A 26,144-nucleotide genomic window follows, 5' to 3' on the forward strand; every position below is an offset into this window, starting at 1 on the left:
TCCGGAACCCATGACCTTAGCCGCATCCATGTCTTCTTTCTCCCTGTCGCCGTCCTTCGCCGACGCGCTGCTGTCCCCCCGTGCCATTGCGTTGGTCGGGGCCTCGGGCGACGTGCGCAAGAACACCGCGCGTCCCTTGCGGTTCATGCGCAAGCATGGCTACACCGGCGCCGTCTACCCGATCAACGCGGCTCGCGCCGACATCCTGGGCGAACGCGCCTATCCATCGCTGGCTGATCTGCCCGGCCCGGTGGACCACGTTTTCGTGATGATTCCCGGCCGCGAGGTCGCCGCGTTGTTGCCCGCTTGCGCCCAGGCGGGCGCCCGCGTCGTGACCGTCTATTCGGACGGGTTCGGTGAAACCGGGCCGGACGGCCAGGCGCGCCAGGCCACGCTGGTGGCGCAGGCCCGGGGGCTGGGCTTGCGCTTGCTGGGGCCGAACAGCATAGGCCTGGCCGACCTGCATACCGGTGGAATCCTGTCAGTGAACGCCGCGTTCGAGGCCGACACGCTTCTACCCGGCGACATCAGCATGGTGTCGCAGAGCGGATCGATGATGGGGTCGCTGCTATCGCGCGCCGCCGCCCGGGGGTTCGGCTTTGCCAAATCGGTGTCGGTCGGCAATGAAAGCGATATTTCGGTCGGCGAGGTGGTCGACGCGCTGGTGGACGATCCGCACAGCAAGGTCATCCTGTTGTTCCTGGAAACCTTGCGCGATGCGCCCGCGCTGAGCCGGGCGCTGATGCGCGCCCGAGGCCAGGGCAAGCCGGTGATCGCCTACAAGCTGGGCCGCTCCGAACAAGGCGACGCGCTGGCGCAGTCCCATACCGGCGCCATGGCGGGCAACGACGCCGCGGTCGACGCGTTCTTGAAGGCGCACGGGGTGATGCGCGTCCAGCATCTGGAGACGCTGTTCGAGATCGCGCCGCTGGCCTCGCGTCATGCCAGGCCGCCGCGCGCGCCGGCCGGTATGGCCACGGCGGCCGCCCGCGTGGCGGTGATCACGACGACCGGCGGCGGCGCCGCGACCGTGGTCGACAACCTGGGCCTGCACGGCTTGACTGCGGTGCCGCCGCCGCCCGATTTCGTCCGGAGGGTCGCGCAAGCCGGCTTGACCATCCGCGAGACGCCCGTCATCGACCTGACACTGGCGGCCTCCAGCGCGCAATACAAGATGCTGCTTGAACATTTGCTGCGCGCCGATTGGTGCGACGCGGTGCTGAGCGTGGTGGGGTCATCCGCGCAATTCCATCCCGGCCTGGCGGTCAAGCCGCTGCTAGAGGCCGACAAGCCCGCGGATAAACCGTTGGTCGTGTTCCTGGCCCCCGAGGCCCCGGAATCGCTGGCGTTGCTGCGCGCGGGCGGCATTGCCGCTTTTCGCACGCCGGAAGCCTGCGCCGACGCGCTCTCGGTGTTCTTCGCCGATGCCGGCCAACCGCCCGCGCAGGGCGATTCCGTGGCCTGGCCGCAAGGGCTGCCGCGGCGCGGCATGCTGAGCGAGCACCAGGCGGGGACGCTGTTTCAAAGCCTGGGCGTGCCGGTGGCGGCCGGTCAGCTGCTGGCGCCAGATGCGCTGCAGCACGCCGTGCCTTACCCACTGGTCGCCAAAGTTTGTTCGCCGGACCTTGCGCACAAGACCGAACTGGGCGCCGTCCGGGTGGGTATCCCGGATGCCGCGGCGTTAGCGGACGCCGTGCGCCAGATGCTGGAGGCGGTGCGCCGTCAGGCGCCTGGCGCGCGGATCGACGGCATCCTGGTCCAACCCATGGAAAGCAGGCTGATCGAACTGATCCTGGGCTACCGCCATGACCCCTTGGTGGGCCCCACGGTGCTCTTGGGCGCGGGCGGCATCGCCGCCGAATTGGCGCCGGACTTTGCGCTGCGCCTGGCGCCGGTGGACGTGGAGGAAGCCCGGCGGATGATTCTTGAAGTGCGGCAAACCCGCCTGATACGCGGCTTCCGCGGCTTGCCGGAAGGCGACTGCGACGCGTTGGCCCGCGCCATCGCGGGCTTTTCCCGGCTGGCGTGCCTGTCGGGCGCACGCATCGAAGAAGCCGAAATCAACCCCTTGTTCGTCCGCGCCGACGGCGTGGTCGCCGTCGATGGCCTGGCGCGTCTGGCCTGAGCCCGCGCATGCCTTCCCCTCATTCCTTCACCTTTGCATCGGGAACACCCTAGATGGACTTCACACTGACTCCGGAACAACAGGATTTCCAGGCCGCCGTGCGCCGCTTCGCCGACCGCGAACTGCGCGACGGCGCCGTCGAACGCGCCCATTCCGACGACTACCCGTGGGACGTCGCCCGCAAGATGGCAGGACAGGGGTTGCTGGGCATCACGGTGGCTGAGCAGGACGGCGGCGTCGGCGGTTCGTTGATGGATGCGGTCATCGCCATCGAAACCGTGGCGTCCGTATGCCCGCGCAGCGCCGACGTGGTGCAGGCCGGCAACTTCGGCGCTATCCGCGTGTTGGCTGAATACGGCAGCGCATTGCAAAAGCAGAAGTACCTGACGGCGTTGCTGGCGGGCGAAGGGCTGATCTCTGTCGGCATGACCGAACCCGACGCGGGGTCCGCGGTGACGGAACTCAAGACCAGCGCGACCCGCGCCGAGGGCGGCTGGCGCATCAACGGCACCAAGATCTTCACGACGCACGGCCCGCACGCCAGCGTCATCCTGACCTATGTGCGCTTCGGCCCGGGCACGGGCGGCATCGGGTCGGTGCTGATCGATACCAAGGCCCCCGGCGTGAAGCTGGGCAAGCGCTCCGCATTCATGTCCGGCGAGGAATGGGTCGAGATCTTTTTCGACAACGTGCTGGTAGCGGACGATATGGTCGTGCTGGGCGAGGGCGGTTTCAAGAAGCAGATCGCCGGCTTTAACGTCGAGCGCATCGGCAACACGGCGCGGTCGTTGGCGCTGGGCCGCTATGCGTATGAAGAAGCGCGCAACTGGGCAATGCAGCGCAAGCAGTTCGGCCGCCTGCTGTGTGAGTTCCAGGGCTTGCAGTGGAAATTCGCGGATATGCGGATCAAGCTGGATGCCGCCCAATTGCTGCTGTACCGGGCGGCCAGCGGCGCGGACACCGGATTCCCTTCGGCCACGGATACGGCGATCGCCAAGGCCTATTGCAATCAGGTGGGCTTTGACGTGGCCAACGATGCGCTACAGGTGTTGGGGGGCCTGGGTTACAGCCGGGAATCACTGGTGGAGTACTGCGTGCGCCGGTGCCGCGGCTGGATGATCGCCGGCGGGTCTATCGAAATCCTGAAGAACCGCATCGCCGAGGGCATCTTCGAACGCAGCTTTCCGCAGCGTCCCCCGCGCTAAGCCTATTCGGTATGCGCCATGGCGGGGTTGAACCCCCGGCCCTGGCGCAGCATGCCGGCATGGAAGTCTTTGCTGAGCGCGGCCAGGGTCACCGCGCCGAACCGCTCCATCAGCAGGGCTTCGGCGTCTTCGAATGCACCGGTCAGCGCTTTGTTCACGGCCGCTTCGACCAGGCAGCCGGGTGCATCGCTGCGGTTACCCATGGCGAAGATCTCGGGCGAGCCCAGGGCTTCGTAGATATCGCGCAGCGTTACGCGATTGAAATCGCACGAGATCGTCCAGCCGCCGCCATGGCCCTTTTCGGAATGCACCATCCCTTGGTCGCGCAAACCGGCCATGATGCGGCGAATGACGACAGGATTGGTCTGCATCACCCGGCCCAGATCGTCGGACGTCATGGGGCCCGGCGCCTCGGCCATATGTAGCAGAACATGAAGCACGCCGGATAGTTTGCTGTCTCTTCTCATGCAACGCATGCTATTGCATGAGAAGCGGACCGGTCAAACTCAGCGGACGGGTCAAACCCGCTTTGCGGTCCAGTTTCCTTTGCCTGCGGCCGTGCCGCTGATGGTCTTGCCGTTGACCTCGCCCACATAGCGCACGCCGTTGGCGCTGAACGAGATCGTCTTGCCGTTGACGCGCGCCTCTGAAATGTCCGCCGCGCCGAGCTTGCCCGACAGCATCTGGTACTTCTGCGTCAGCTGCAGCGTTTGGCCGTCAACGTCCCATTTGCCGTCCACCTTGGCCGGCACGATCCACAGCAACGCGGTGCAATAGGTCGAACAATCCTGGGTGACGGTCTCGGTCGCGTCGGGCTCCCAATCGCCCATGCGGAAGGTGTTGGATACCACCCGCGTGCCCGGCGGCAGCTGCAGCAGCGTGGGGCGCAGCTTTTCGTTGATGGTCGTCAGCAAGAACATGGTGATGACATCGGCTTTGGACAGGTCGGTCTGGAAGAGGTCGGCGGCCACGAAGGTCGCACGGTCCGCCACACCGGCCCGTTGCGCATTGCGGCGCGACAATTCGACCAGATCGGGGTTGTATTCGATACCTTGCGCGGTCAGGCCGCGCTGCGCAGCCGTGATGACAGTGCGGCCATCGCCGGATCCCAGGTCCATCAGACGGTCTTTTGGCGTGACCTTGGCCATGTCCAGCATCTTGTCCACCAATGTTTGCGGCGTTGGCACCCAGATCACGTCCTTGCCTTGCTGGCCAACGTCCGGAACATACTCTTTTTGCGTGTCCGGCTTGGCGCCCGGCGCTGTCGCCAGCTGGGCGGTGGCCGTGGCGGCGAACGACAGGCACAGCACCAGGGCCGTGAACGCCGCGGCGGTTCGGGCCATAGACCGGCGGCCGGCGGTAAGCGGTTGGGTCGAAGGTTGCATGATGGGCTCTCCATGTAGGTCGACAAGGGGGACGAACCGCGGGCGCAGCGCCGCCCGCGGCAACAACACGCGCTAGTCGGGCATCCGCGCGGGCTTCAGCAAGCGCAGCATGGGAATGCCCGCCGCCAGCACCGCCAATCCGATCAAGGCGCCGGCACCCGCGTAGACGGCGCTGGAATACACCAGCCCGGCGCAGGTCAGGCCCAGCAGCAGCGGGGGCAGCGGATAAAGGGGCACACGAAATGGCCGCGGGCGATCTGGATCGCGTTGCCGCAAGCGCCATACCGACGCCGCCACCAGCAGCATGAAAATCCAGAATACCGGCGCGGTGTAGGCCACCAGCGTCTGCACGCTGTTCTGGCTGATGGCGCCCAAGCCCACCAGAAGCAGGGTGATCACGCCTTGGACCACTAAGGCGGCGGCCGGCGTTTCGCTGCGGGCGCTCCAGCCCGCCAGCGCATGCAGCCGGGGCACGTCGCGGCCCAGCGCGTAGTAGACGCGGGCGCCGGTGATGATGGTGCCATTGACCGTGCTGAGCGCGGTGGCGCAGACGGTCAGGCTGAGCAGGGCGGCGGCGTAAGGGCCTGCCGCCATTTGCATGACGTCGGCACCCAGCGCCGGCGTGTCGCGCAGGCCTTGCAGGCCGAACAGCTGCAGCAACGCCAGATTGGTCAGCACATAGGCGCCCGTCACGACCGCCGTGCCAATCAGCAGCACCCGGCTCATATTGCGTTCCGGATCGCGCAGTTCTCCGCTGAGATAGGCGGCTTCGTTCCATCCGCCGTAGGTCAACAGCACGAACACCATGCCCATTCCCATCAGGCCCGCAGGGTTGCCGGCAAGCGGCGAAGGCGCCGCGGGGGCGCTGGTCGTGTCGCCCGTTGCCGTCAGGCTGGCCACCAGGATCGCTCCCAATGCCATCAGGGTGAGCACGGTGAAGGCCCATTGCAGGCGTTTGGAGTAGCGCGTGCCCACCACGTTCAGGGCCGTCAGGGCCACCACCGAGATCGCGGCATGCGCCGCCGTGCCGTAGGTGCCCAGCGGCATCAAACGTTGCGCATAGTCCCCGTAAATGTAGGCGACGACCGCGATGGCGCCGGTCTGGATCACGGTGCAGCGGGCCCATGCGAACATCAGGCCCACGCGCGGCCCCCAGGCCCGCGTCAGGTACAGGTATTCGCCGCCGGCGCCGGGATAGGCCGAGCCCAGTTCCGCATAACACAGCGCGCCCACCAGCATCACCAGGCCGCCCGCGCACCACAGCGCGATGTATATGGTTTCGGACGCGGCGTGCTGCGCGACCAGGGGCGGGAAACCGAAGATGCCGATGCCGATGACCACGCCCACCAGCACGACCGTGGCGTCCATCACCGATAACCCCGGTTTCTCGTCTTGCCGCATACGGGTCGGTAATGCGGCGGCGCGCGGAGGGATCGATGTCATGGGGCTCTCGCAGGGGCGGCGGGTCACAGGCGCGGCGCGTGCCGAAGAGGGCGCCTGACGTCAACCTGAACAATTTGCGACCGATGCGAAAGCGAAAAAGTTTCTCCGGGTTTTCCCGAAAAATGCGGCGTGGTGCGGGTTCGAGACGATATCTTTATCGCTAATCGACTTTAATTCATTGATTTAACACATTGATTTCCCAGTGCTTAAAGATGATCTTAAAGTAAATTAGTTAAAGTAATTTCTAGGTATTGAAATGGCAGTTTCCAGCTACCGTTGGCCGTCATGAACCGACACGGCGTCCTTCGTTAAACCGCCCAGCCGCGAATGCACCCGCCCACCCGTGCCCATAACCAATGCGAACAGGATTTCGCCGGCTCGCGGCGCGTCCTGGATGCCGATTTCGATGCTGTTGAAGTGGCTGCGCACATAAGAGGCGTGGATGTAATGCACCGGAACCATGATCCGGTACCCCGCGACAGCCACCGCCTTCACTGCTGGCACCATCGCCTTGGGTTCGCCCAGCACCGTGCGCATCGCCCAGCCGCCGGCTTCATGCCAGACGGCGCCATGCTCCATTTCGCCGTCTAGCCCCACGATGGCGGCCTTGCTGTAGACCTCGATATTGTCCTTGCCCAGGGTGTCGACCAGTTCGGTCGCCAGCAGCGTGCCCAATGTGCGTAGCTCGGCCATGAACGGCATCAGATCCGGTTCGTAGCGTCCCGCGTAGGGATTCTTGACGACGGCGCAGGACGCGGCAAGCTTCAGCGGCCGAGCGGGGGCGGGGCCATTTTCGTGCAAGGTGGTTTCAACGATCAGGCAGCGTTTGCGTAGTTGAATCAACGACATGGAAGTCTCGTCAGGTGAAAAATAAGGATCGGGAAGGCGTCAACAAAGGCGACAAAGGCGACAACGGGCGCAACGCAGGGGCAAGCCGGGCGTCACAAAGGGGTCACTGCGGCGGAATGCCGGTTTCTTTGACGATCGCGGCCCATTTACCGATTTCGGCCACGACGAAGGCGCCAAACTCGGCAGGGCTTTGGGTTTTCACACTAAGCCCCTGCCGCGCGTAGGTTTCCTGCAATTCCCGGTTTGCCAAGGCAACGTCCAAAGCGCGGGCCAGCCTGTCGCTGATGGGTGGGGGCAAGCCTGCGGGCCCCATCAGGCCGAACCAGACGGTCAGGTTGAACCCCGGCGCCCCGGTTTCATTCAGCGTAGGAATGTCTGGCGCCAACGGGAAGCGATCTGGCGTGCTGACGCCATACGTCTTGACCTTACCGGCGCGGGCTTGCTGCAAGCCGTTGGCCAGGTCCGTGAAGGTCAAGTCGACGGTGCCGCCGATAACGTCTGTCAGCGCTTGCGGGCCGCCACGGTACGGCACGGCGGTGACCGTAATGCCGCCCATGGCGGCCAGTTTGGCGCCGAACACCTGGGCGCTGCCCGATCCGTAGGCGTAGGTGAGTTTGCCGGGGTGCTTGCGGCCGTAGGCGAACAGTTCACCGACGTTTGCGCCCGCCGTTTTGGGCGCACCCACCAGCAAATACGGAGTTTCCGCGACGGCGCCGATGGGCGACAGGTCTTTCGCCGGGTCGTAGGGCAGGTCCTTGAAGAGGCTGACGCCGCTGGCCGCCGTGGACACGCCGACCACCACCAGCGTATAGCCGTCGGGCTTGGCCCGGGCCACGTCATGGGTTCCGATAATGCCATTGGCGCCGGGCTTGTTCTCGACGACGATGGGCTGGCCCAGGTCGGCCGCCATGTGCTTGCCCAGGCTGCGCGCCACCACGTCGGTGATGCTGCCGGGCGGGAAAGGCACGACCATCCGGATGGGATGGTCCGGATAGGGGGCGGCGGCCAGCGCTGGAATCGCGCTGGCCAGGCCCAGGGTCAAGGCGATGGAAATGGCAATTCTTTGCATGATGTTGTCTCCCTTATGGCGGGTATGCCTTTGTTATAGGTGCCTTGTTGCGGGCTTATCGGGCGTTGCGCCGCGTTTGCAGATAGCGGTAGATCTCCGTGTTGTCGGCGGTCGCGGGCAGGGTTTCCAGGGCCTGCTGCCAGAGGCCGGCGCACAGCGCCAGTTGAGGCGCCGGCACGCCCGTCAGCTGCTGCAGGCCGTCGGCGGTGCGCAGGTCTTTTGCCATCAACCCCAGCGCGAAGCCGCCATTGAACGTGCCCGGCACGATGAACTGGCCCAGCTTTGTTTCGGTGGCGACGTTGCGGCCGCTGGAAGCGTTAAGCACCTGCGTGAAGACCGCCGGGTCCAGATCCATGGCCTGCGCAATCAGCATCGCTTCGCTGGCGGCCAGCAGGCCGGCTGCGTACACATAGTTGTTCAGCGCCTTCATGGCATGGGCCGAGCCAACCGCGCCAGTGTGGATCACGGCAGCGCCCATGCGAGACAGGATCGGCTGGACGCGCGCCAGGTCGTCCGCCGCGCCGCCCGCCATGATGGCAAGCGTGCCGCTGGCGGCTTTGGCGACCGCGCCGGAGACCGGGGCGTCAATCAGGGTGATGCCGGCCTCGTGCAGCAGCGGCGCCAGCCGCAGGGTGTCCGCCGGGCTGGACGATCCCATGTCGATCAGCGTGGCGCCGCGCGGCAGCAGCGCGGCCAAGCCAGGCGTGCCCGGCTCGCCTTCGATGACCGAGTTGGTGATGGCGCTGTTGGGCAGCATCGTGATGATCACCCCGCAGTCCGCCAGGTCGGCCAGGCGCGCGGCCGGCAGTAGCGTCCGGCCCCAGGCGGGATGGGCCTGCAAGCGGTCCAACCGTTGCGGGTCCCGGTCGTAGGCACGCACGTGGAAGGCTTCCTCGCGGGCCAGATTCTCCAACATCGGCAGGCCCATCATGCCCAGGCCGATGAATCCCAATTTCAGCGTCATGCAATCCCTTTATCGAAACAGCCAGAATCGCGTCCGGCGACGACTCTGGATGCTACCGATATGGCCGAATTTCCTCTTATGCTAAGTTGGCCAGGGGATATAACCAATGATTATCGGAATGGCGAAATGCGGTTCAAATTAAGGCAGATGGAGGTCTTTCGGGCGGTGATGCTGACCGGGTCCATGAACGGGGCGGCCAAGCTGCTGTTTGTCTCGCAACCGGCCGTCAGCCGGCTGATTGCCCACACAGAGCAAAGCCTGGGCTTGACCTTGTTCGACCGGGACAAGGGAAAACTGACGCCTACGCCTGAAGCGCATCGGCTGTTCGAAGAGGTGGGGCCGCTCTTTGAAGAAGCGTTGCGCATCGACGACTTTGCCCGGGACCTGGCGGCACGGCCGGAAGGGGCGCTGACCCTGTGCTCCAGCCCCAGCCTGGGGCTTAATTTCCTGCCGCCTGTCATGGCGCGCTATCTGGAACGCTATCCCAATGTCCGCCTGAAATATCACACTACGCTGCTGGCCGACATGGGGCACGAGCTATTGGGGCGCAAGGCGGAGCTGGCGATATCGGTGCTGCCCATCGACCATCCCAATCTGATCGTTGAACCGTTCGCTACCGGGAAAATGGTCTGCATCCTTCCGACGGGTCATCCGTTGGCGGACCAGGCGGATGTGGGGCTGGCCGAATTGGCTGCGTATCGGCTGGTGCTGTACAGCCGCAACATTCCGTTCGGTCAATTGGTGGCAGCGGCGTTTCAACGGGCAGGCGTGTCCTGGACCGCGTCAGTCGATATCGTGCGCGCTGAATTGGCGTGCGCGCTGGTGCGGGCCGGCGCGGGCGTGGCGATCGTGGACGAGTTTTCGGTAGGGCAGGAGGGCTGGCCCGGACTGGTCGTGCGGCCGCTGCGCGAGTCGATTCCGCTGGCATTGAGCCTGGTGCGCTCTCGCTTCGATGCCCCCAGCCGCCACGCGCAGCGTTTCGTTCGCGTCTTGAAGGATTATGCGGAAACTTGCGCCGGCCCCGTCGCCTCGGCGTCATAAGGGCCCGGCGACGGCGAAGCGTCGCAGGCCGAAAGCGAGGTAGCGGCCATGCGTGGTTGCATCGGCTGGGCAAGGGGTTGCGCCTGCGGTGGCGCCCAAGGCGGCCAGCGCCAGGGCAAGGAGTAGGGGGCGGGAGGTGATCGTCATGGCATTCACCGGCTGGAGTCGGAAAGGCCGCGCTCAAGCTCAAGCGCCTGCTGGTATTCGGGGCCCGTGCGCATCCGGACGTAGTAGGCATAGCGCGTGCGGTAGTCCAGGCCGAAAACGTCGGGTTCCAGTTCGCCACGGTGCAGGTCGGCCAGGCCGGCTCGGGTCCAGAGACGGAGATCGGCGCGGACTTCGGCGCGGGTCTTGGGTTCGGCCTGGACGGCTGTGGTTGCGGCAGCCAAAGACAGCGCAAGGACCAGCAGCATTGATCGGCGTTGAGTCGGACGGTTCATTGTTCCTCCATGGAGCGTAGTTGGGCGTACCAACCAGTCTATGGAAGGGCCTTCGACATAAAGCGGACCGGCAGATTAGTTTTCTGTAATGTCGCGCGCGGGGCCGTCGGCCGCAGGCTTCAAGACGCTGAAGCCAATGATGGTAGACCGGCCTTCGGGCCGCGCGAAGCTGCTTCCGCCATGCATGCGGGCGATAGCCGAAACGATAGCGAGTCCAAGCCCATGGTGATTGCCGTCGAATCCGCGGGCTTCGTCCGTGCGGTAGAAACGATGGAACAGGCGCGGCAGGTGCTCTGCCGGTATCGGTTCGCCCGTGTTGCGCACGGCGATCTGCACGGCGTGTTCGCCAGCGGGCGACAGGATGATGTCGATCGTGCTGCCCTTGTCGGCATACCGAACCGCATTCGACAGCAGGTTGGAGACGGCCTGCTGGAACAGCCGGCGGTCGATGGCGGCGATGCCCCGGCCGATGACCCGGATATGCAAACCGGCCTCCAACGCTTCCGCCTCGTGGTACTGGGCCACCTCAGCGGCAACATCGGCCAGCTCGCCCTCCCAGGTGGTTCTGGCCTGCGCGCCCCGGTCGGCCTGCGACAGGAACAGCATGTCGTTGACGATGCCGGAGAGTCGATGCAGATCTTCCAGATTGGAACCCAGGATGTCGCGCAGGGCGTCCTGGGACGGGCGGGTCTTCAACGCCAGTTCCGTTTCGCCGATCAGGGTGGCCAGCGGCGTGCGCATCTCGTGCGCCACGTCGGCGTTGAAACCTTCCATTTGGACGTAGGCGCGCTCCAGCCGCTGCAGCACCGCATTGAACTGGCGCACCAACGGCCGCACTTCTTCGGCCTGGCCGCTTTCGTCCAGCCGTTCTCCGATGCGGTCCGGAGACAACCGCGCGGCCTGGGTGGCCAGCGCATCCAGCGGGGCCAACCCTCGACGCACCAGCATCGTGGCCACTTTGGCGGCCACGGCGGCCCCAATCAGCGCGCAGCCGAACAACGTCCAGGCCAATGCGCGGCGCAGCCGGATGTCAGGGGTGATGTCCAATACCAATTCCGCGCTCATCGCATCGCCCGGCGTGCTTGGGTGCGGCAGCGAGAACGTGATGCGGCGCTCGTGATCCATGTCGCTGTCGCGGCCATTCTGGTTGCCGTAAACGACTTTTTCGCCGTCGATTTCCAGCTCTAGAGAGAAATCCGGGCGGCCGTAGAAGAAATCGCCTAATTTGTGGCGCAGCCGGGTGGAATCGCCGCTACCGCGATTTTCTTCAACGAGGTGGCGGATCACCTCGACCTTCTGCTGGATGAGGGCGTCTTGGCGGGAGCCCAGGTTCAGGTTGGTGGCGTAATAGACCGCCATGCACACCAGGCCCAACGCAATGAATGTCTGGATGGCAAGCCAGCGCGACAGCCAGCGGCGCAGCGATCGGGGGCGGCGGGCGGCGGCCATCAGTCTTCGCGGATCTCAAGCACATAGCCCATGCCGCGCACGGTATGCACCAGTTTTGTGTCGAACGGGTCGTCAATCTTGCCGCGCAAGCGGCGCACCGCGACTTCTACGACATTGGTGTTGCTGTTGAAATTGATGTCCCACACTTGCTCGGCCAGTTCCAGACGCGACAGGACTTCGCCTTGTTTGCGCATCAACAGTGCCAGCAAGGTGAATTCCTTGGCAGTCAGGTCCAGGCGCACGCCATCACGGCTTGCGCGGCGGCGCAGCAGGTCCAGCTCCAGGCCGCCGACCCGCAACTGGTTCTGGTTGCTGCCTTCGGCATGTTGATGCCCGCTGCGTCGGCCCAGCGCCAGCACGCGGGCCAACAATTCGGACAGGGCAAAGGGTTTGACCAGATAGTCGTCCGCGCCCTCGCGTAAGCCTTTGACGCGGTCTTCGATCTTGTCACGGGCGGTCAGCATCAGGACGGGGGTGCGCAAGACGCCGCGGATGTCGCGCAGCACCGAAAAGCCGTCCATGCCTGGCAGCATCACATCCAGCAGGATCAGGTCGTACCCGCCTTCACGCGCCAGATGCAGGCCATTGATGCCGTCGTGCGCCACGTCAACCACATAGTTATGTTGGGTCAGCGCCCGCCGCAGATATTCGGCCAGCTTTTTCTCGTCTTCGATTACCAGGACTTTCATGGGGGCCAGGAAGGAGGGGGCGGCGGCGTCGTGCCCGCAGCGAGCGAGAGGCCCGCCAGGGGCCTGCGTGCCGATTTTACGGCGCAATCGGGTCAGAAGACGGGGAACGCGGCCGCACGCCGGCGGCCGCAATGGTTTCGCCCTGTGGGGCGGGGCGGTATCAGCCCGGCGTATAGATGTCCGCCAGGCGGGCGCGTTCGGCCGGGGTGACCGCTTCAGCTTCGGCCAGCGCGTCGGCGCGGGTGCGCGACGTGGCTTGCGTGGCCCAGCCGGGCTTTGGCAGGTTGCGATAGGTCAGGAACCATTGGCGCTTGTCGGCCTTCGCCTCGGCCAATTCGGCCTGCACCTGGTCGCGGGATTTGCCGCCGGCCGCGTGTTCGGGGACGGTGGCATAGCCGATTTCCGTATCCGTCTGGTGCCAGACATTGTTGGCGCTGGCCAAGGCGGGCACGCTCATCAAAGCGGTCAATGCGACGGCGGCGGCGATACGGTTGTTCATCAGGAATCTCCTCGATGCGTGCGTCGGGCAGCCAGCGGTTGCCGCCTGCGCCTACACGCTGTGTGTGAATCGGTGGAGACACTTTACAAATTCAAGTTCGTCAATTCGCGTACACCCTGATTACGAATTCGTAATGCCGCGAACATGACGGAATTGTCATGTTGCGGTCGAGATTTTGACGAAGCCGCGTGAATACAGTGCTGGGCTTACCCATCCTTTTGATCCGCGCCTGGCATCGCAGCAGGCTCTCTCCGTTGGTCGACCCATGCGTTTTTCCGTCTTACCGCTTGCCGCAGCGGCCTTGGCCGTGTCGTTCGTCTTATCTCCGCACGCGCTGGCCCAGCCCCTGACCTTGGAAGGCGCCCTGTCCGCCGCCTTTGCCAACAACCCCGGCTATGCCGCCGCCCGCAACGACGCGGCGGCCAGCGACGGCCAATTGACGCAGGCGGGCGTGCTGCCCAACCCGTCGCTTGACATCAGCGTGGACGACACCCAGAAGGCCACGCGCACCACCACCACGCTGCTGAGCGTGCCCATAGAAACGGGCGGCAAGCGCGGAGCGCGCATCAAGGCGGCGAGCTTGTCGCGGGATATCGCGCAGCACGATCTGTCGGCTGCGCGCGCCAGCTTGCGCGCGGCCGTGATCGCCGCGTTCTTCGAGGCAGCGATCGCCCAGGAGTCCGTGCGCGTGGCGGCGGGCAATAGCGATATCGCAAACAGCGCGCTGCGCTTGGCCGAACGGCGCGTCGAGGCCGGCAAGGCGCCGCCACTGGAAAGCAGCAAGGCCCAGGTGGCATTGGCCAATGCGCGCATCGACGCCCGTGCGGCGGACGCCGCACTGCAAACCGCCCGCCGCAAGCTGGGCTTGCTGTGGGGCAACACGGCGCCCGACTTCGACCGCGTCGACGGCAAACTGGATGTCCTGCCCCAGCGCGCCTCGCTGGACGAGCTAAGCGCGGCCTTACGCAATGCGCCCCTTATGCAAGGCGGAAGGCTGGCCGTCGACCTGGGCCAGGCCCAGCTGGATGTCGAGAAAAGCAAGCGCTACCCCGACATCACGCTTAGCGCCGGCGTGGCCCGCGACAACGAGGTCGGCCGCAACAAAGCCCAACTGGGCCTGTCGATCCCATTGCCGCTCTTCGACCGCAATCAAGGCAACGTCTACGCGGCCACGATGCAGGCGTACAAGGCGCAGGACACCTATCGCGAGCTGACGGCGCGCCTGACGGGCGACTTGCTGCAAGCCGTATCGCAGTTCGACCTGGCGGTGGGGTCGGCCCGCGAGTATCAAGGCGCGGTGCTGCCCGGCGCCGCCCAGGCCTATGGGGCCGCCCGCAAAGGATTCGAAGCCGGCAAGTTCGGCTTTCTTGAAGTGCTGGACGCCCAGCGCACGCTGTCCCAGGCAAACATCGCCTACCTGACGGCGCTGGCGTTGGCCTACCAGGCTTCCGCCGAAATCGACCGCATTCTTGGACGTTGAAAAGAACCTTAACCATGGCAAAGCACCGAATCGAATCCGGCCGCGCGCGCAACGCGCTGGCTATCGCCGTCTTGTCCGGCCTGCTGCTGGCGCCAGCAGCCCCCGGGTGGGCGGATGCGCCCGCCACGGCCGGCCAGGGCGACCGACGGCCCGCTCAACCCGCCAAACCGGCCACATCCGCGCCGCCGGTGGATGATGCCGGGCATGGCCACGCCGACGAAGAGCCGCAGCACGACGCGCCCGAAGAAGAGGGGAAGATCACCTTGTCCGCGGAGCAGATTGCCGTGGCAGGCATCAAGACGAGCATCGCCGAACCCGCCTTGCTGGCCCGGTCCGTGGCATTTCCGGGGGAGATCAAATTCAACGCCGACCGCACGGCCCATGTCGTGCCGCGCCTGGCGGGCGTGGTGGAAAGCGTGTCGGCGGACCTGGGCCAGCAGGTCAGGAAAGGCGACCTGTTGGCAACGATTTCCAGCGCGGCGTTATCGGAGCTGCGCAGCGAATGGCTCGCCGCGACGAAACGGCGCGACCTGGCAACCCAGAACCATCAGCGTGAACGTCGCCTTTGGCAGGAGAAGGTCTCGGCCGAGCAAGACTACCAGCAAGCCCGGACCGCGCTGGAAGAGGCACGTATCGCGGTGCAGAACGCCGAACAGAAGCTGCGCGCAGCCGGCGCATCGCCCCAGTCCAAAGACCTGGGCATTCTTGAGATCCGGGCGCCGTTCGACGGCGTCATCGTGGAAAAGCACATTGCGCTGGGCGAAGCGCTGGCGGACACCGCCAGCATCTTCACGCTGTCGGATATGCGCACCGTCTGGGCGGAATTCGTGATCGCGCCGAAGGATTTGCAGGACGTCCGGGTAGGCGAACGGGCCCGCGTCGCCTCGGCGGCATTCGCCGAAACCGCGGACGGCAAGGTGTCGTACATCGGTTCGCTGCTGGGTCAGCAGACGCGCACCGCGACCGCCCGGATCACGCTGGACAACCCCGACATGGCCTGGCGTCCCGGCCTGTTTGTATCCGTCAACGTCGTCGTGCAAACGTCCGACGCAGCGGTGGCCGTGGCTACCGAAGCCGTGCAGACGGTCGAGGGCCGGCCGGCGGTGTTCGTCGAAGTGCCCGGTGGGTTCCAGGCGCAGCCCATCACATTGGGCAAACAGTCGGAAGAGCAGATCGAGGTGCTGGCCGGTCTGGAAACCGGCACGCGCTATGTCTCTCGCAATGCTTTCGTCCTGAAATCCGAGCTGGGCAAAGCCAGCGCCGACCACGCGCACTGAGCGGAGCCAAGCATGTTTGAACGCCTTATTCGTTTCGCCATCGAACAGCGCTGGCTGGTGCTATTCGTTACCCTGGGCATGGCCGCCATCGGCGTCTATAACTATTCCAAGTTGGCCATCGACGCCGTGCCCGACATCACAAATGTCCAGGTGCAGGTCAACGTAGGCGCGCCGGGCTATTCGCCGCTAGAGACCGAACAGCGGATCACGTATCCGATCGAGACGGTCATGGCGGGCCTGCCGGGCTTGCAGCAGACCCGTTCGACGTCGCGCTACGGCTTGTCGCAAGTCACCGTCATCTTCAAGGACGGCACCGACATCTACTTTGCCCGCCAACTGGTCAACCAGCGGCTGCAGGAAGCGCGGGAAAGCCTGCCGGAAGGCGTGACGCCCACCATGGGCCCGATTTCGTCCGGCTTGGGCGAGATCTACCTGTGGACGGTGGAAGCCGACCCGGCCGCGCGCAAGGACGACGGCACGGCCTACACGTCGACGGATCTGCGCGAAATCCAGGACTGGGTCATCAAGCCGCAGCTGCGCAATCTGGCTGGCGTGACCGAGATCAACTCCATTGGCGGCTACGCCAAGGAATACCAGGTGGCCCCCAGCACCGAACGGCTGGCGTCATATGGGCTGACGCTGACCGACGTGATGACCGCGCTGGACCGCAACAACGCCAACGTCGGCGCGGGCTACATCGAACGCAACGGCGAACAGTACTTGATCCGCGCGCCGGGCCAGGTCCGATCGATCGACGATATCAAAGAGATCGTCCTCACCTCGATGCAAGGTCAGGCCATCCGCATCCGTGACATCGCGGACGTCGGCATCGGGCGCGAATTGCGCACCGGCGCCGCCACCGACAACGGCGAAGAGGTAGTGCTGGGCACGGTATTCATGTTGATCGGCGAAAACAGCCGCAGCGTCTCGCAGGCGGTGTCGGCCCGGCTGGACACCATCAATAAATCGCTGCCGCCGGGCGTGCGGGCGGTCACCGTCTATGACCGCACCAACCTGATCGACAAGGCCATCGCCACCGTCAAGAAGAACCTGCTGGAGGGCGCGGCGCTGGTCATCGTCGTGTTGTTTGTCTTCCTGGGCAACATCCGCGCCGCGCTGATCACGGCCATGATCATCCCCTTGTCGATGCTGTTCACCTTCACCGGCATGGTCGCCTACAAGGTCAGCGCCAACCTGATGAGCCTGGGCGCCTTGGACTTCGGCATCATCGTGGACGGGGCGGTGGTGATTGTCGAGAACTGCGTGCGGCGGCTAAGCCACGCCCAGGAACTCCATCGGCGGCCCTTGACCCGGACGGAGCGGTTTCACGAGGTATTCGCGGCGGCCCGCGAGGCCCGCCGGCCCTTGCTCTTCGGCCAACTGATCATCATGGTCGTGTATCTGCCTATCTTTGCCCTGAGCGGGGTAGAGGGCCGCATGTTCCACCCGATGGCGCTGACCGTCGTGCTGGCCTTGCTGGGCGCCATGATCCTGTCGGTGACCTTCGTGCCCGCGGCCGTTGCGCTGTTCATGGGCAATAAGGTGTCCGAAAAGGAAAACCGCCTGATGCAGTGGGCCAAGCGGCGCTACGAGCCGCTGCTGGAGGTGGCGCTGCGCCGCACGCCGCTGATCCTGGCGGGCGCCACGCTGTTCGTGGTCTTGTGCGGCGTGCTGGCGTCGCGCCTGGGCAGCGAGTTCATCCCGAACCTGAACGAAGGCGACATGGCGATCCAGGCGCTACGGATCCCCGGCACCAGCCTGACGCAGTCGGTCGAGATGCAAAAGCAGATCGAAAAACGCCTGAAAGCGAAGTTCCCGGAAATCGAACGCGTCTTTGCCCGCACCGGCACGGCGGAAATCGCGTCAGACGCCATGCCGCCCAACATTTCAGACGGCTATATCATGTTGAAACCCGTGGACCAATGGCCCGCGCCCCGCAAGACGCACGCCGAACTGCTGGCGGGCATCCAGGCCGAAGCGGCACAGGTGCCCGGTAACAATTACGAGTTTTCGCAACCGATCCAGCTGCGCTTCAACGAACTGATTTCAGGCGTGCGCAGCGACGTCGCGGTCAAGGTCTTTGGCGACGACAACGACGTGTTGAACAAAACGGCGGCGCAAATCGCCGAAGTCCTGCAGGCAGTGCCGGGCGCGTCCGAGGTCAAGATCGAGCAGACAACGGGACTGCCCATGTTGACCGTCAACATCGACCGGGCGCGCGCGGCGCGCTACGGCTTAAGCCTGACCGACGTGCAAGACACGATCGCCATCGCCGTCGGCGGCCGCGAGGCCGGCACCTTTTTCCAGGGCGACAGGCGTTTCGACATCGTGGTGCGCTTGCCCGAATCGGTGCGCGAGAACCTGGAGGTCCTGCGCAAGCTGCCGGTGGCGCTTCCCAAGGCGGACGGGCAGACGCAGACGGCTTACATCCCCTTAAGCGAGGTGGCGTCGTTTGACCTTGCGCCCGGCCCCAACCAGATCTCACGCGAAGACGGCAAACGCCGCATCGTGGTCAGCGCCAACGTGCGCGGGCGAGACCTGGGGTCGTTCGTGTCGGACGCGTCCATCGCCATCGGCGAACAGGTCAAGGTGCCCGTGGGGTACTGGACCTCGTGGGGCGGCACGTTCGAGCAGCTGCAATCAGCGGCCAAACGATTGCAGATCGTGGTGCCTGCCGCGCTGCTGCTGGTGTTTGCGCTGTTGTTCGCCATGTTCGGCAACGTCAAGGACGGGCTGGTCGTCTTCACGGGCATTCCCTTTGCCCTGACGGGCGGCGTGATCGCGCTGTGGATGCGAGGCATTCCGCTGTCGATCACCGCCGCGGTCGGCTTTATCGCACTATGCGGCGTTGCGGTGCTGAACGGTCTGGTCATGCTGTCTTTCATCAGTTCGCTACGCGACGAAGGCAAAAGCGTCGAGCAAGCGGTGCGCATCGGCGCGCTGACCCGGCTGCGGCCCGTGCTGATGACGGCGCTGGTCGCGTCGCTGGGCTTCGTGCCGATGGCGATCGCGACCGGAACCGGCGCGGAAGTACAGCGCCCGTTAGCCACCGTGGTGATCGGCGGCATTATTTCTTCAACCATTCTTACGTTGCTGGTGTTGCCCGCGCTGTACCGGCTGGTGCACCGGCGGGATCCCGAGGAAAAGGAGCTTGCCTATGCGGAAGCTTGATCCCGCGGCGCGCTTGCCGTCGCTATCGGTCGTCATTGCCTTTCTGAACGAACGCGAAGTTCTGCCGCTGTGTTTGGCGCGGTTGAGGGCGGTGCTGGACGGGCTGGGCGTGCCGTATCAGATTGTGTTCGTGGACGACGGCAGCTGCGATGGCAGCGCCGAATACCTGCAAAGCAAAATTTCGACCGAACCATCCTTGAAACTGGTCCGTCTGAGCCGAAACTTCGGCAAGGAAGCCGCCATGACGGCCGGCATCGTCCATGCCGAAGGCGACGCTGTGATCCTGCTGGACGCCGATCTGCAGGACCCCCCGGAGCTCATTCCCGACATGGTGCGCGCGTGGCAGGCGGGCGCGGATGTCGTCTGCATGCGCCGGCGCGGCCGGGCAGGGGAGAGCTGGGCCAAGCGCGCCTCCGCCTATGCGTTCTATCGCCTGCTGAACCGCTTGAGCCGGACCGCCATCCCGGCTGACACGGGCGATTTCCGCCTGATGAGCCGGCGCGCAGTCCGCGCTTTGCTGAAGCTGCCCGAACGTTGCCGCTATATGAAGGGGCTGTATGCCTGGGTCGGCATGCCGACGCGCATCATCGAGTACGACCGCGCGCCGCGCGCGGCGGGCTCAACCAAATGGAACTACTTCGCTTTGTTCCGCCTGGCGATGGAAGGCATCACCTCGTTTTCGACCGCGCCCTTGCGATGGGCCACCGGCGCGGGCGTCACCGCGGCATTGCTGGGGGCGGTGTTCGGCGCGGTAATTATTTTCAAGACCTTGATCTACGGCGACGACGTCGCGGGCTACCCGTCGTTGTTAGCAACCATCACGTTCATGGGCGGCGTGCAGCTCTTGACCATCGGTCTGTTGGGCGAATACGTCGGCAAGACCTATCTGGAAGCCAAGCAGCGCCCCGTGTACCTGGTGCGCGACGTGCAAAGCAGCCGCGCGGCGCTCATGCACGATCCGCTGTTGAGCTCGCCGCTTGATGCGCGTCATCATGCGCTTAACCGCTAAAGCCGTTCTGCTCGGCCTGTCCGCCATTCTGGGCGTGCGCCTGCTGGCGATGGCCGTCATGCCATTCGCGGATACATCGGAACCCCGCTATGCCGAGATCGCCCGGGTCATGGCAGCTGCCGGAGACTGGATCACCCCGTGGTTTTCCCCGGGGACGCCTTTTTGGGGCAAGCCACCGTTGGCCTTTTGGGCGCAAGCGGCCTCTGGCGCCTGGCTGGGCATGAGCGAAATAAGCCTGCGTCTGCCGTCATGGCTGGCGATGTTGGGAATGCTGGCCATCCTGCACGAACTGGGCCGGCGTTTGGTTTCCGTCCAGGCGGCGCGCTGGGCCGTATTGGTGTTCAGCACCATGCTGCTGCCGTTTGCGGCGGCGGGCGCGGTGCTGACTGATCCGTTCCTGGCGCTGGGCGTCATCTTGGGCATGGCGTCCTTCATCCTGGCGCCCTTGGCCCCGTCATGGCTCTGGCGCTACGGGCTTTTCATCGGGCTCGCCATCGGCTTCCTGGCCAAGGGGCCATTGGCCGCCGTGTTGATGGCCGGTGCGATCGTGCCGTGGCTGTTATGGCATGGCAATGCTGCACGCTACGTCAAGGCCTTGCCCTGGGCAAGCGGCACGGCCTTGATGGCGGGGCTGACACTGCCTTGGTATGGGCTGGCGGAATGGAAGACGCCAGGATTCCTGGAATATTTCATCGTGGGCGAACATGTGCTGCGCTTCATTGATCCGGGCTGGACAGGCGATCGGTACGGCTCCGCGCACAGCCGGCCTTATGGCGGGATCTGGCTGGACGCAGTGATGGCGACGTTGCCCTGGGGGCCGGTGGGCGTATGGCTGCTGCTACGCCGGGCTCGCGTCGGGATGCTGCCCGGGCGTATGCGGGTGTTTTTGCAATCCTCCATGGCGACCTACCTGTTTGCTTGGGGCATCGTGACACCCGTGTTCTTCACCTTGTCTGGGAACATCCTTTGGACTTACGTGCTGCCTTCCTTGCCCCCCATAGCGCTGGGCATCGGCGTCGGCCTCAGCCGCCTGAACGGCGCCGCGCCACGCCGTATCGCCCGGGCTTGCCTGATGCTGGTGCCCACGACGGCCATCGTGTTGTCGGGCACGTCCATCATGCAGCCCGACCGGTTCAAGACGGAAAAGGGGCTGATCGCCCGCTCGGACGCCGAAAGACAGGCCGGAGAGCGGCTCTATTTTGTGGACAGTATTCCGTTTTCTGCGCGCTTTTACTCCCGCGGAGGGGCTGGCGTCGTTTCTCGGGACGGGCTGGTCGCCGTATTGCCAGGTCCAGGCGAGCGGGTATTGCTGGCGGTGGAGAAAGGGGATCTCGCCGATGTCCGCGATCTCATTTCTGGCTCGGTTACGCCGATATACACCAGCAGACGCCACGTCCTGCTTAGCGTTTCGGCGCCCGAAAAGCGTTAATCGGGCAAGCACTTGCGTTAACTTGGCAACTATTTTGGCGCCTATTTACTTGCAAATAAATCCTGTTTACACTCGCGCCCGGAGTCGGCTCCCGATGGCCCGGCTTTGGTGTCATTGACTCTTGCTGCTCCCGGTCGCACTGAGGATGACCGCCAACCATGGTGACGCCTCGATAGGGCGCTTGGAGAAAAGCAAGATGGCTAAGGCCAGAATCACACACACGCGGGCAGGGTTCCCGCTGAGCCACCGTGCCACAACCATCGCCGCCGCGTTGGCTGCGTTGACCGCGCTGGCCGCCTTGTCCGGCATGGCGCACGCGCAACCGGCGCCCGCCGCCGCCACGGAAGAGGGCGGTGAATTGGCGGCCGTGACCGTAACCGGCGATTGGCTCGGTTCGCCCACCGAAGAAAAGGTGCTGTCGCATCCCGGGGCGCGCACCGTTGTCGAACAGCAGCAGATCCAGGAAAGCGGTTCCAGCAATGTGCGCGACGTGCTGCGGCAGATTCCCGGCGTCCAGGTGCAGGAAAGCAATGGCACGGGCGGCAGCGATGTATCGCTGAATGTGGGGGTGCGTGGCCTGACGTCGCGCCTGTCGCCGCGGTCCACCATCTTGATGGACGGCGTGCCGATGGCCTATGCGCCTTATGGCCAACCGCAGCTGTCGTTGGCGCCCGTGTCGCTGGGCAACCTGGAATCCGTCGATGTCGTCCGCGGCGCCGGCTCGGTGCGGTATGGCCCGCAGAACGTCGGCGGCATCATCAACTTCGTGACGCGCCCGATCCCGCAGGACTTCACGACCAGCCTGAACGTCGGCAGCGAAATCTACAGCCACGGCGGCAACGTGAAGACGACGCCCAGCCTGTTCGTGGGCGGCACCACCGACAAGGGCTTGGGCGGCGCGCTGCTGTATTCGGGCACGCACGGCGACGGCTATCGTGCCAGCAATGATTCAACCGATATCGACGACGTGATCCTGAAGGGCGCGTATCGCTTTTCAGCGACCGACGACGTGGCCGTCTCGTTGCACCACTTTGAAGGCAAGGGCAGGATGCCGGGCGGCCTGACCACGGCGCAATACTCGGAAGATCCGTTCCAATCCACCCGTCAATACGACCAGTTCACCGGGCGTCGCACCGACGGATCGTTGAAATACACGCATAATGACGGCGTCAATAATTTCGAAGTGCTGACGTACTACGTGGACTCTTTCCGAGGCAGCTATATCGAGCAGGGCGGCACTGGCGCCACGGCGAACCGGTTCCGCCTGACCACCGCTCCACGCAACTACCACTATTTCGGTGTCGAGCCGCGCTATTCGCGCCTGGTCGATTCCGGCTCGTTCGTGCAGGAAATCACTGTCGGGTACCGCTACCTGAAGGAAAGCAGCTCGGAAGTGGCGGGGCGCACGGCCTACTACGATCCGGCCGCTGGCGGCGACGCATTCGACCTGAACATGCCAACGTACCAGACGAGCGACGGCGGCACCACCGCCCATGCGTTCTATATCGACGACCGCATCGACATCGGCAAATGGACCATTACGCCCGGCGTGCGGTTCGAGCGCATCAGCACGTACAACAACGTCACCAACTTCAACACGGCTACCGGCGCGGTCACTCGCGCCTCGTCGCCGTCGATCGATTCGCGCGTGACCTTGCCGACGCTGTCGGTGCTGTATCGCGTCGACGAAAAATGGTCGCTGTTCGCCAACGCCGGCAAATCGTTCGGCCCCCAGCAATACAGCCAGCTGGCATCCACCACCGAAGGCCTGCACCCGGAAACCGCCAAAACCTACGAAATCGGCACGCACTTCGCCGGTCAGGCCTGGAGCGGCGAACTGACCCTGTTCAACATCGATTTCGACAAGGAATTGCAGCTGACGCGGTCGATCGTGGGCGAGGGGATGTGGACGGATCTGGGCGCCACCCGCCACCGCGGCGTGGAATCCGCCCTGCGCTACGACATGGGCGACCTTAGCGACGCCTTGCGCGGCCTGTCCGTCTACGCCACCTATACCTACACACAAGCCATCGCCAAGGCCGGTGCCTTCGCCGGCCGCGATCTGCCGCTGTATTCGCGCCAAGTGGCTTCTGTCGGCGCCCGGTACGCCGTACAGCGCTGGACCTTCAACGCCGACGTCTTCGCGCAGTCCAAGCAACATTCGCCGGGTTCGCCCGACGCCGGCGCGGGGTACGTCACCGAAGAAGACGCCAGCGGACGCCTGGGCGACATCCCGGGCTTTGCCACGGTGGCGCTGCGCGCGGGCTACGACTTCGGCCGCGACATGAACAACCTGAAGCTGGCCGTGGGCGTGAAGAACCTGTTCGATCGCCGCTACTACACGCGGTCCACCGACAACAACGGCGGCAAGTTCGTGGGCCAGCCGCGCACGATCTACATGCAGGCGTCGATGGCGTTCTAGACGTGGGCTGCGCATCTACCGGATCAACCTCGTGAAAGGCCTGCGCGGCGTGTGGCTGCGGGTGCACCGCTGGCTGGCGCTCAGCGCCGGCTGGGTCCTGATTTTCTCTGGGCTGTCCGGTGCGGCGCTTGTCGTCACGCCCGCGCTGGACCGGTGGGCGAATCCGCAATTGTTCCAGGCCCGTTCCGACCTGGCCCCCGGCCAGGCGGGCGTCGCGCTGGAGTCCGTGCTGCAGTCGGCCCGAAAGGAATTCGGCGACGGCGCGAACCTGGTGTTCCGACCCGCCCGCCTTCCCGGCGAAACCCTTGAAGTCCGGGTGCGCGCCGCCTGGCGCGGCACCCTATACCTGGACCCCGTCACCGGCGTCGAACAAGGCCGGCGCGGTGAGGCCCAGGGCGCGGCCAATGTGCTGTTCAAACTGCATAGCGCGCTGTACCTCGACGGCACGGGCAAGGCCATCCTGGCCTGGGTAGCGCTGGCCTACCTGTTCTTGCTGATCACGGGTTTGATCCTGTGGTGGCCACGGCACTGGTCAAAAGGCTGGAATATCGCGCTGGACCGCGGGCTGCTGCGTTCGCTGTTCGACCTGCATCGCGTGGGTGGCGCCACGCTGGGCCTGCTGATCGCGGTATCGGTCGCCACCGGCGCCTATATGGCGTGGCGCCCGCTGGGCCAGGCCGTAACCTGGCTCGCCGGCGCCACGCCGGTCAAGGCGCCGGCATTGCCCGCGGTCAGCGTCAAGGGCGCCTCGCGGCAAGCCACCATCGCCGCGCCTGCGCTGACGCTGGACGACTTGGCCGCGAAGGCCGTGGCGCAATTCCAGGAACCGGCTCCCATCGGGTACATCGTGGTACCGCCGCATGCCGCCGCGCCCACGCGTTTCCGCATGATGCTGGCCGACGATCCGCACCCCAACGGCATGACCTCCGTCTGGATAGATCCCCGAACCGCCGACGTCCTGGCGGTGCAGCGCTGGAACGCGCTGGACCCCGGCGCCCGGGCGACGGCCGTGATCTATCCCTTGCATACCGGCGGGCTGGGCGGCGTTGCGCTGGAAACCGCCGTGGCGCTCGGCGGGCTGTCGCTGGCCGGCCTGGGCATCAGCGGCGCGTGGCTATGGTGGCGCAGGCGCTCCATCAAGCAAACAGCCGCGAAGGCGCGCGCCCGCTGACGCCCTACGCGGCTTTGCAAGGCCCGGCGGGTGACGCCTTGCCCCGCGCGGGAATACTATTTGCTGATCACTTCGCGGTCTAGAGGAGCTGATCATGGCAACACGAACCATCTGGAAGGGGGCCATCTCGTTCGGCCTTGTCCATATCCCCGTCGGCCTGCATACCGCGACCACGGAGTCCGGGGTGGACTTCGATTGGCTGGACAAGCGTTCCATGGACCCGGTGGGGTACAAGCGCATCAACAAGCGCACCGGTAAGGAAATCGATAAGGACAATATCGTCAAGGGCGTGGAATATGAAGACGGCCAGTACGTCATCATTTCGCCCGAAGAGATTGCCGAGGCCTATCCCCGCACCACGCAAACCATTGAAATACAACAGTTCGTTGACGCGGCGGACGTCTCGTTCGTCTATCTTGAACGGCCCTACTACGTGGCGCCCATCAACAAGGGCCAGAAGGTCTACGCCTTGCTGCGGGACACCTTGGCCAAGACCGGCAAGATCGGCATAGCCAAGGTCGTCATTCAAACCAAGCAGCATCTGGCGGCGTTGATTCCGTCCGGCGACGCCCTGGTGCTGGACTTGATGCGGTGGGGCGACGACGTTAAATCACAAGACGAACTGGATCTGCCCAAGGCCGGCGCCCGGGCCATGGCGCCCAGCGCCAGCGAACTGAAGATGGCCAAGATGCTGGTCGAAGACATGTCCGGCAAGTGGGACCCCGCGCAGTACAAGGACGAGTTCAAGGCCGCCGTGATGGACCTGGTGGCCCGGAAGGTGAAGGCGGGCAAGACCGAAACCGTCTTCGAGCCGCAAGAGGAGACGCCCGCTTATGCGGACAACGTGATCGATCTGACGGAGTTGCTGCAACGCAGCTTGAAGGGGAACAGAAAGGCGCCGGCGGCGGCGAAAAAGGCCGCGTCCGGCAAGACGCCTGCCAAGAAAGCTGCGGCAAAGAAGGCGCCGGCGAAGGCGGCGAAAACGGCAAAGGCCGCGAAGTCAGCGCGCGCCCGCAAGGCGGCGTGA

The 26,144-nt window shown here is 65.0% G+C and carries 21 protein-coding genes; 11 read left to right on the plus strand and 10 right to left on the minus strand.

Annotation, left to right across the window (positions count from 1 at the left end):
* Positions 1-28: 28 nt before the first annotated feature.
* Entirely contained in the window at positions 29-2,125 is a 2,097-nt protein-coding gene (locus tag ACI0FO_RS23800; RefSeq protein ID WP_416030735.1) for an acetate--CoA ligase family protein, read from the plus strand.
* 53 nt (positions 2,126-2,178) lie between these two features.
* On the plus strand, positions 2,179-3,330 hold the full coding sequence (locus ACI0FO_RS23805) for an acyl-CoA dehydrogenase family protein (protein WP_416030737.1): 1,152 nt from the start codon (positions 2,179-2,181) through the stop codon (positions 3,328-3,330).
* A gap of 2 nt (positions 3,331-3,332) precedes the next feature.
* Here ACI0FO_RS23805 and ACI0FO_RS23810 read toward each other — a convergent pair whose 3' ends face one another.
* The 6 genes from ACI0FO_RS23810 to ACI0FO_RS23835 form a co-directional block, all read right to left on the minus strand.
* Positions 3,333-3,797 (minus strand): Rrf2 family transcriptional regulator, encoded by a 465-nt coding sequence (locus tag ACI0FO_RS23810; protein WP_416030739.1) that lies wholly within the window; start codon positions 3,795-3,797, stop codon positions 3,333-3,335.
* Between the two features lie 51 nt (positions 3,798-3,848).
* On the minus strand, positions 3,849-4,673 hold the full coding sequence (locus ACI0FO_RS23815) for an SAM-dependent methyltransferase (RefSeq protein WP_416030926.1): 825 nt from the start codon (positions 4,671-4,673) through the stop codon (positions 3,849-3,851).
* A 114-nt stretch (positions 4,674-4,787) separates the two neighbouring features.
* The gene (locus ACI0FO_RS23820) at positions 4,788-6,083 is read right to left on the minus strand and encodes an APC family permease (RefSeq protein ID WP_416030928.1); all 1,296 of its coding nucleotides are present in this window, start codon (positions 6,081-6,083) and stop codon (positions 4,788-4,790) included.
* A gap of 345 nt (positions 6,084-6,428) precedes the next feature.
* A complete protein-coding gene (locus ACI0FO_RS23825; RefSeq protein ID WP_416030741.1) occupies positions 6,429-7,007 on the minus strand; it encodes an amino acid synthesis family protein in 579 nt (192 codons plus the stop codon).
* Positions 7,008-7,110: 103 nt separating this feature from the next.
* Complete coding sequence (locus ACI0FO_RS23830) at positions 7,111-8,076, minus strand: Bug family tripartite tricarboxylate transporter substrate binding protein (RefSeq protein ID WP_416030743.1); 966 nt, start codon at positions 8,074-8,076, stop codon at positions 7,111-7,113.
* Positions 8,077-8,131: 55 nt separating this feature from the next.
* On the minus strand, positions 8,132-9,040 hold the full coding sequence (locus tag ACI0FO_RS23835; protein ID WP_416030745.1) for an NAD(P)-dependent oxidoreductase: 909 nt from the start codon (positions 9,038-9,040) through the stop codon (positions 8,132-8,134).
* Between the two features lie 126 nt (positions 9,041-9,166).
* On the opposite strand from ACI0FO_RS23835, the gene ACI0FO_RS23840 reads away from it, so the two are divergent.
* Positions 9,167-10,081, plus strand: a complete 915-nt coding sequence (locus ACI0FO_RS23840; RefSeq protein WP_416030747.1) for a LysR family transcriptional regulator — start codon at positions 9,167-9,169, stop codon at positions 10,079-10,081.
* A gap of 152 nt (positions 10,082-10,233) precedes the next feature.
* On the opposite strand, the gene ACI0FO_RS23845 is transcribed toward ACI0FO_RS23840, so the two are convergent.
* From ACI0FO_RS23845 to ACI0FO_RS23860, 4 genes are all read right to left on the minus strand, one after another.
* Positions 10,234-10,521, minus strand: coding sequence for a DUF4148 domain-containing protein (locus ACI0FO_RS23845; protein ID WP_416030749.1), 288 nt, complete (start codon positions 10,519-10,521; stop codon positions 10,234-10,236).
* 75 nt (positions 10,522-10,596) lie between these two features.
* Positions 10,597-11,970, minus strand: a complete 1,374-nt coding sequence (locus tag ACI0FO_RS23850) for a heavy metal sensor histidine kinase (RefSeq protein WP_416030751.1) — start codon at positions 11,968-11,970, stop codon at positions 10,597-10,599.
* Positions 11,970-12,659 carry a heavy metal response regulator transcription factor gene (locus ACI0FO_RS23855; RefSeq protein ID WP_416030753.1) on the minus strand — a complete coding sequence of 230 codons (690 nt, stop codon included), beginning with the start codon at positions 12,657-12,659 and terminating at the stop codon, positions 11,970-11,972. The genes ACI0FO_RS23850 and ACI0FO_RS23855 overlap by 1 nt, the downstream gene beginning before the upstream one ends.
* Before the next feature lie 160 nt (positions 12,660-12,819).
* The gene (locus ACI0FO_RS23860; protein WP_416030754.1) at positions 12,820-13,158 is read right to left on the minus strand and encodes a DUF4148 domain-containing protein; all 339 of its coding nucleotides are present in this window, start codon (positions 13,156-13,158) and stop codon (positions 12,820-12,822) included.
* A gap of 265 nt (positions 13,159-13,423) precedes the next feature.
* Between ACI0FO_RS23860 and ACI0FO_RS23865 the strand changes: the two genes are divergently transcribed.
* The 8 genes from ACI0FO_RS23865 to ACI0FO_RS23900 all read left to right on the plus strand — a co-directional run bounded on the left by ACI0FO_RS23865 (position 13,424) and on the right by ACI0FO_RS23900 (position 26,144).
* Positions 13,424-14,638: a TolC family protein gene (locus tag ACI0FO_RS23865; RefSeq protein ID WP_416030756.1), complete on the plus strand. Its 1,215-nt coding sequence runs from the start codon at positions 13,424-13,426 to the stop codon at positions 14,636-14,638.
* A 14-nt stretch (positions 14,639-14,652) separates the two neighbouring features.
* A complete protein-coding gene (locus ACI0FO_RS23870; RefSeq protein ID WP_416030758.1) occupies positions 14,653-15,915 on the plus strand; it encodes an efflux RND transporter periplasmic adaptor subunit in 1,263 nt (420 codons plus the stop codon).
* Between the two features lie 12 nt (positions 15,916-15,927).
* Positions 15,928-19,086 (plus strand): CusA/CzcA family heavy metal efflux RND transporter, encoded by a 3,159-nt coding sequence (locus ACI0FO_RS23875; protein ID WP_416030760.1) that lies wholly within the window; start codon positions 15,928-15,930, stop codon positions 19,084-19,086.
* A complete protein-coding gene (locus ACI0FO_RS23880) occupies positions 19,073-20,095 on the plus strand; it encodes a glycosyltransferase family 2 protein (RefSeq protein ID WP_416030762.1) in 1,023 nt (340 codons plus the stop codon). Before ACI0FO_RS23875 ends, ACI0FO_RS23880 begins: the two co-directional genes overlap by 14 nt.
* Positions 20,079-21,524 carry an ArnT family glycosyltransferase gene (locus tag ACI0FO_RS23885; protein WP_416030764.1) on the plus strand — a complete coding sequence of 482 codons (1,446 nt, stop codon included), beginning with the start codon at positions 20,079-20,081 and terminating at the stop codon, positions 21,522-21,524. The genes ACI0FO_RS23880 and ACI0FO_RS23885 overlap by 17 nt, the downstream gene beginning before the upstream one ends.
* A gap of 196 nt (positions 21,525-21,720) precedes the next feature.
* Complete coding sequence (locus ACI0FO_RS23890; protein WP_416030766.1) at positions 21,721-23,946, plus strand: TonB-dependent receptor family protein; 2,226 nt, start codon at positions 21,721-21,723, stop codon at positions 23,944-23,946.
* Between the two features lie 31 nt (positions 23,947-23,977).
* On the plus strand, positions 23,978-25,117 hold the full coding sequence (locus tag ACI0FO_RS23895; protein WP_416030768.1) for a PepSY-associated TM helix domain-containing protein: 1,140 nt from the start codon (positions 23,978-23,980) through the stop codon (positions 25,115-25,117).
* A 94-nt stretch (positions 25,118-25,211) separates the two neighbouring features.
* Complete coding sequence (locus tag ACI0FO_RS23900; protein ID WP_416030770.1) at positions 25,212-26,144, plus strand: Ku protein; 933 nt, start codon at positions 25,212-25,214, stop codon at positions 26,142-26,144.

This window comes from Achromobacter marplatensis, from assembly GCF_049060505.1.
Lineage (GTDB): Bacteria > Pseudomonadota > Gammaproteobacteria > Burkholderiales > Burkholderiaceae_B > Achromobacter > Achromobacter marplatensis_A.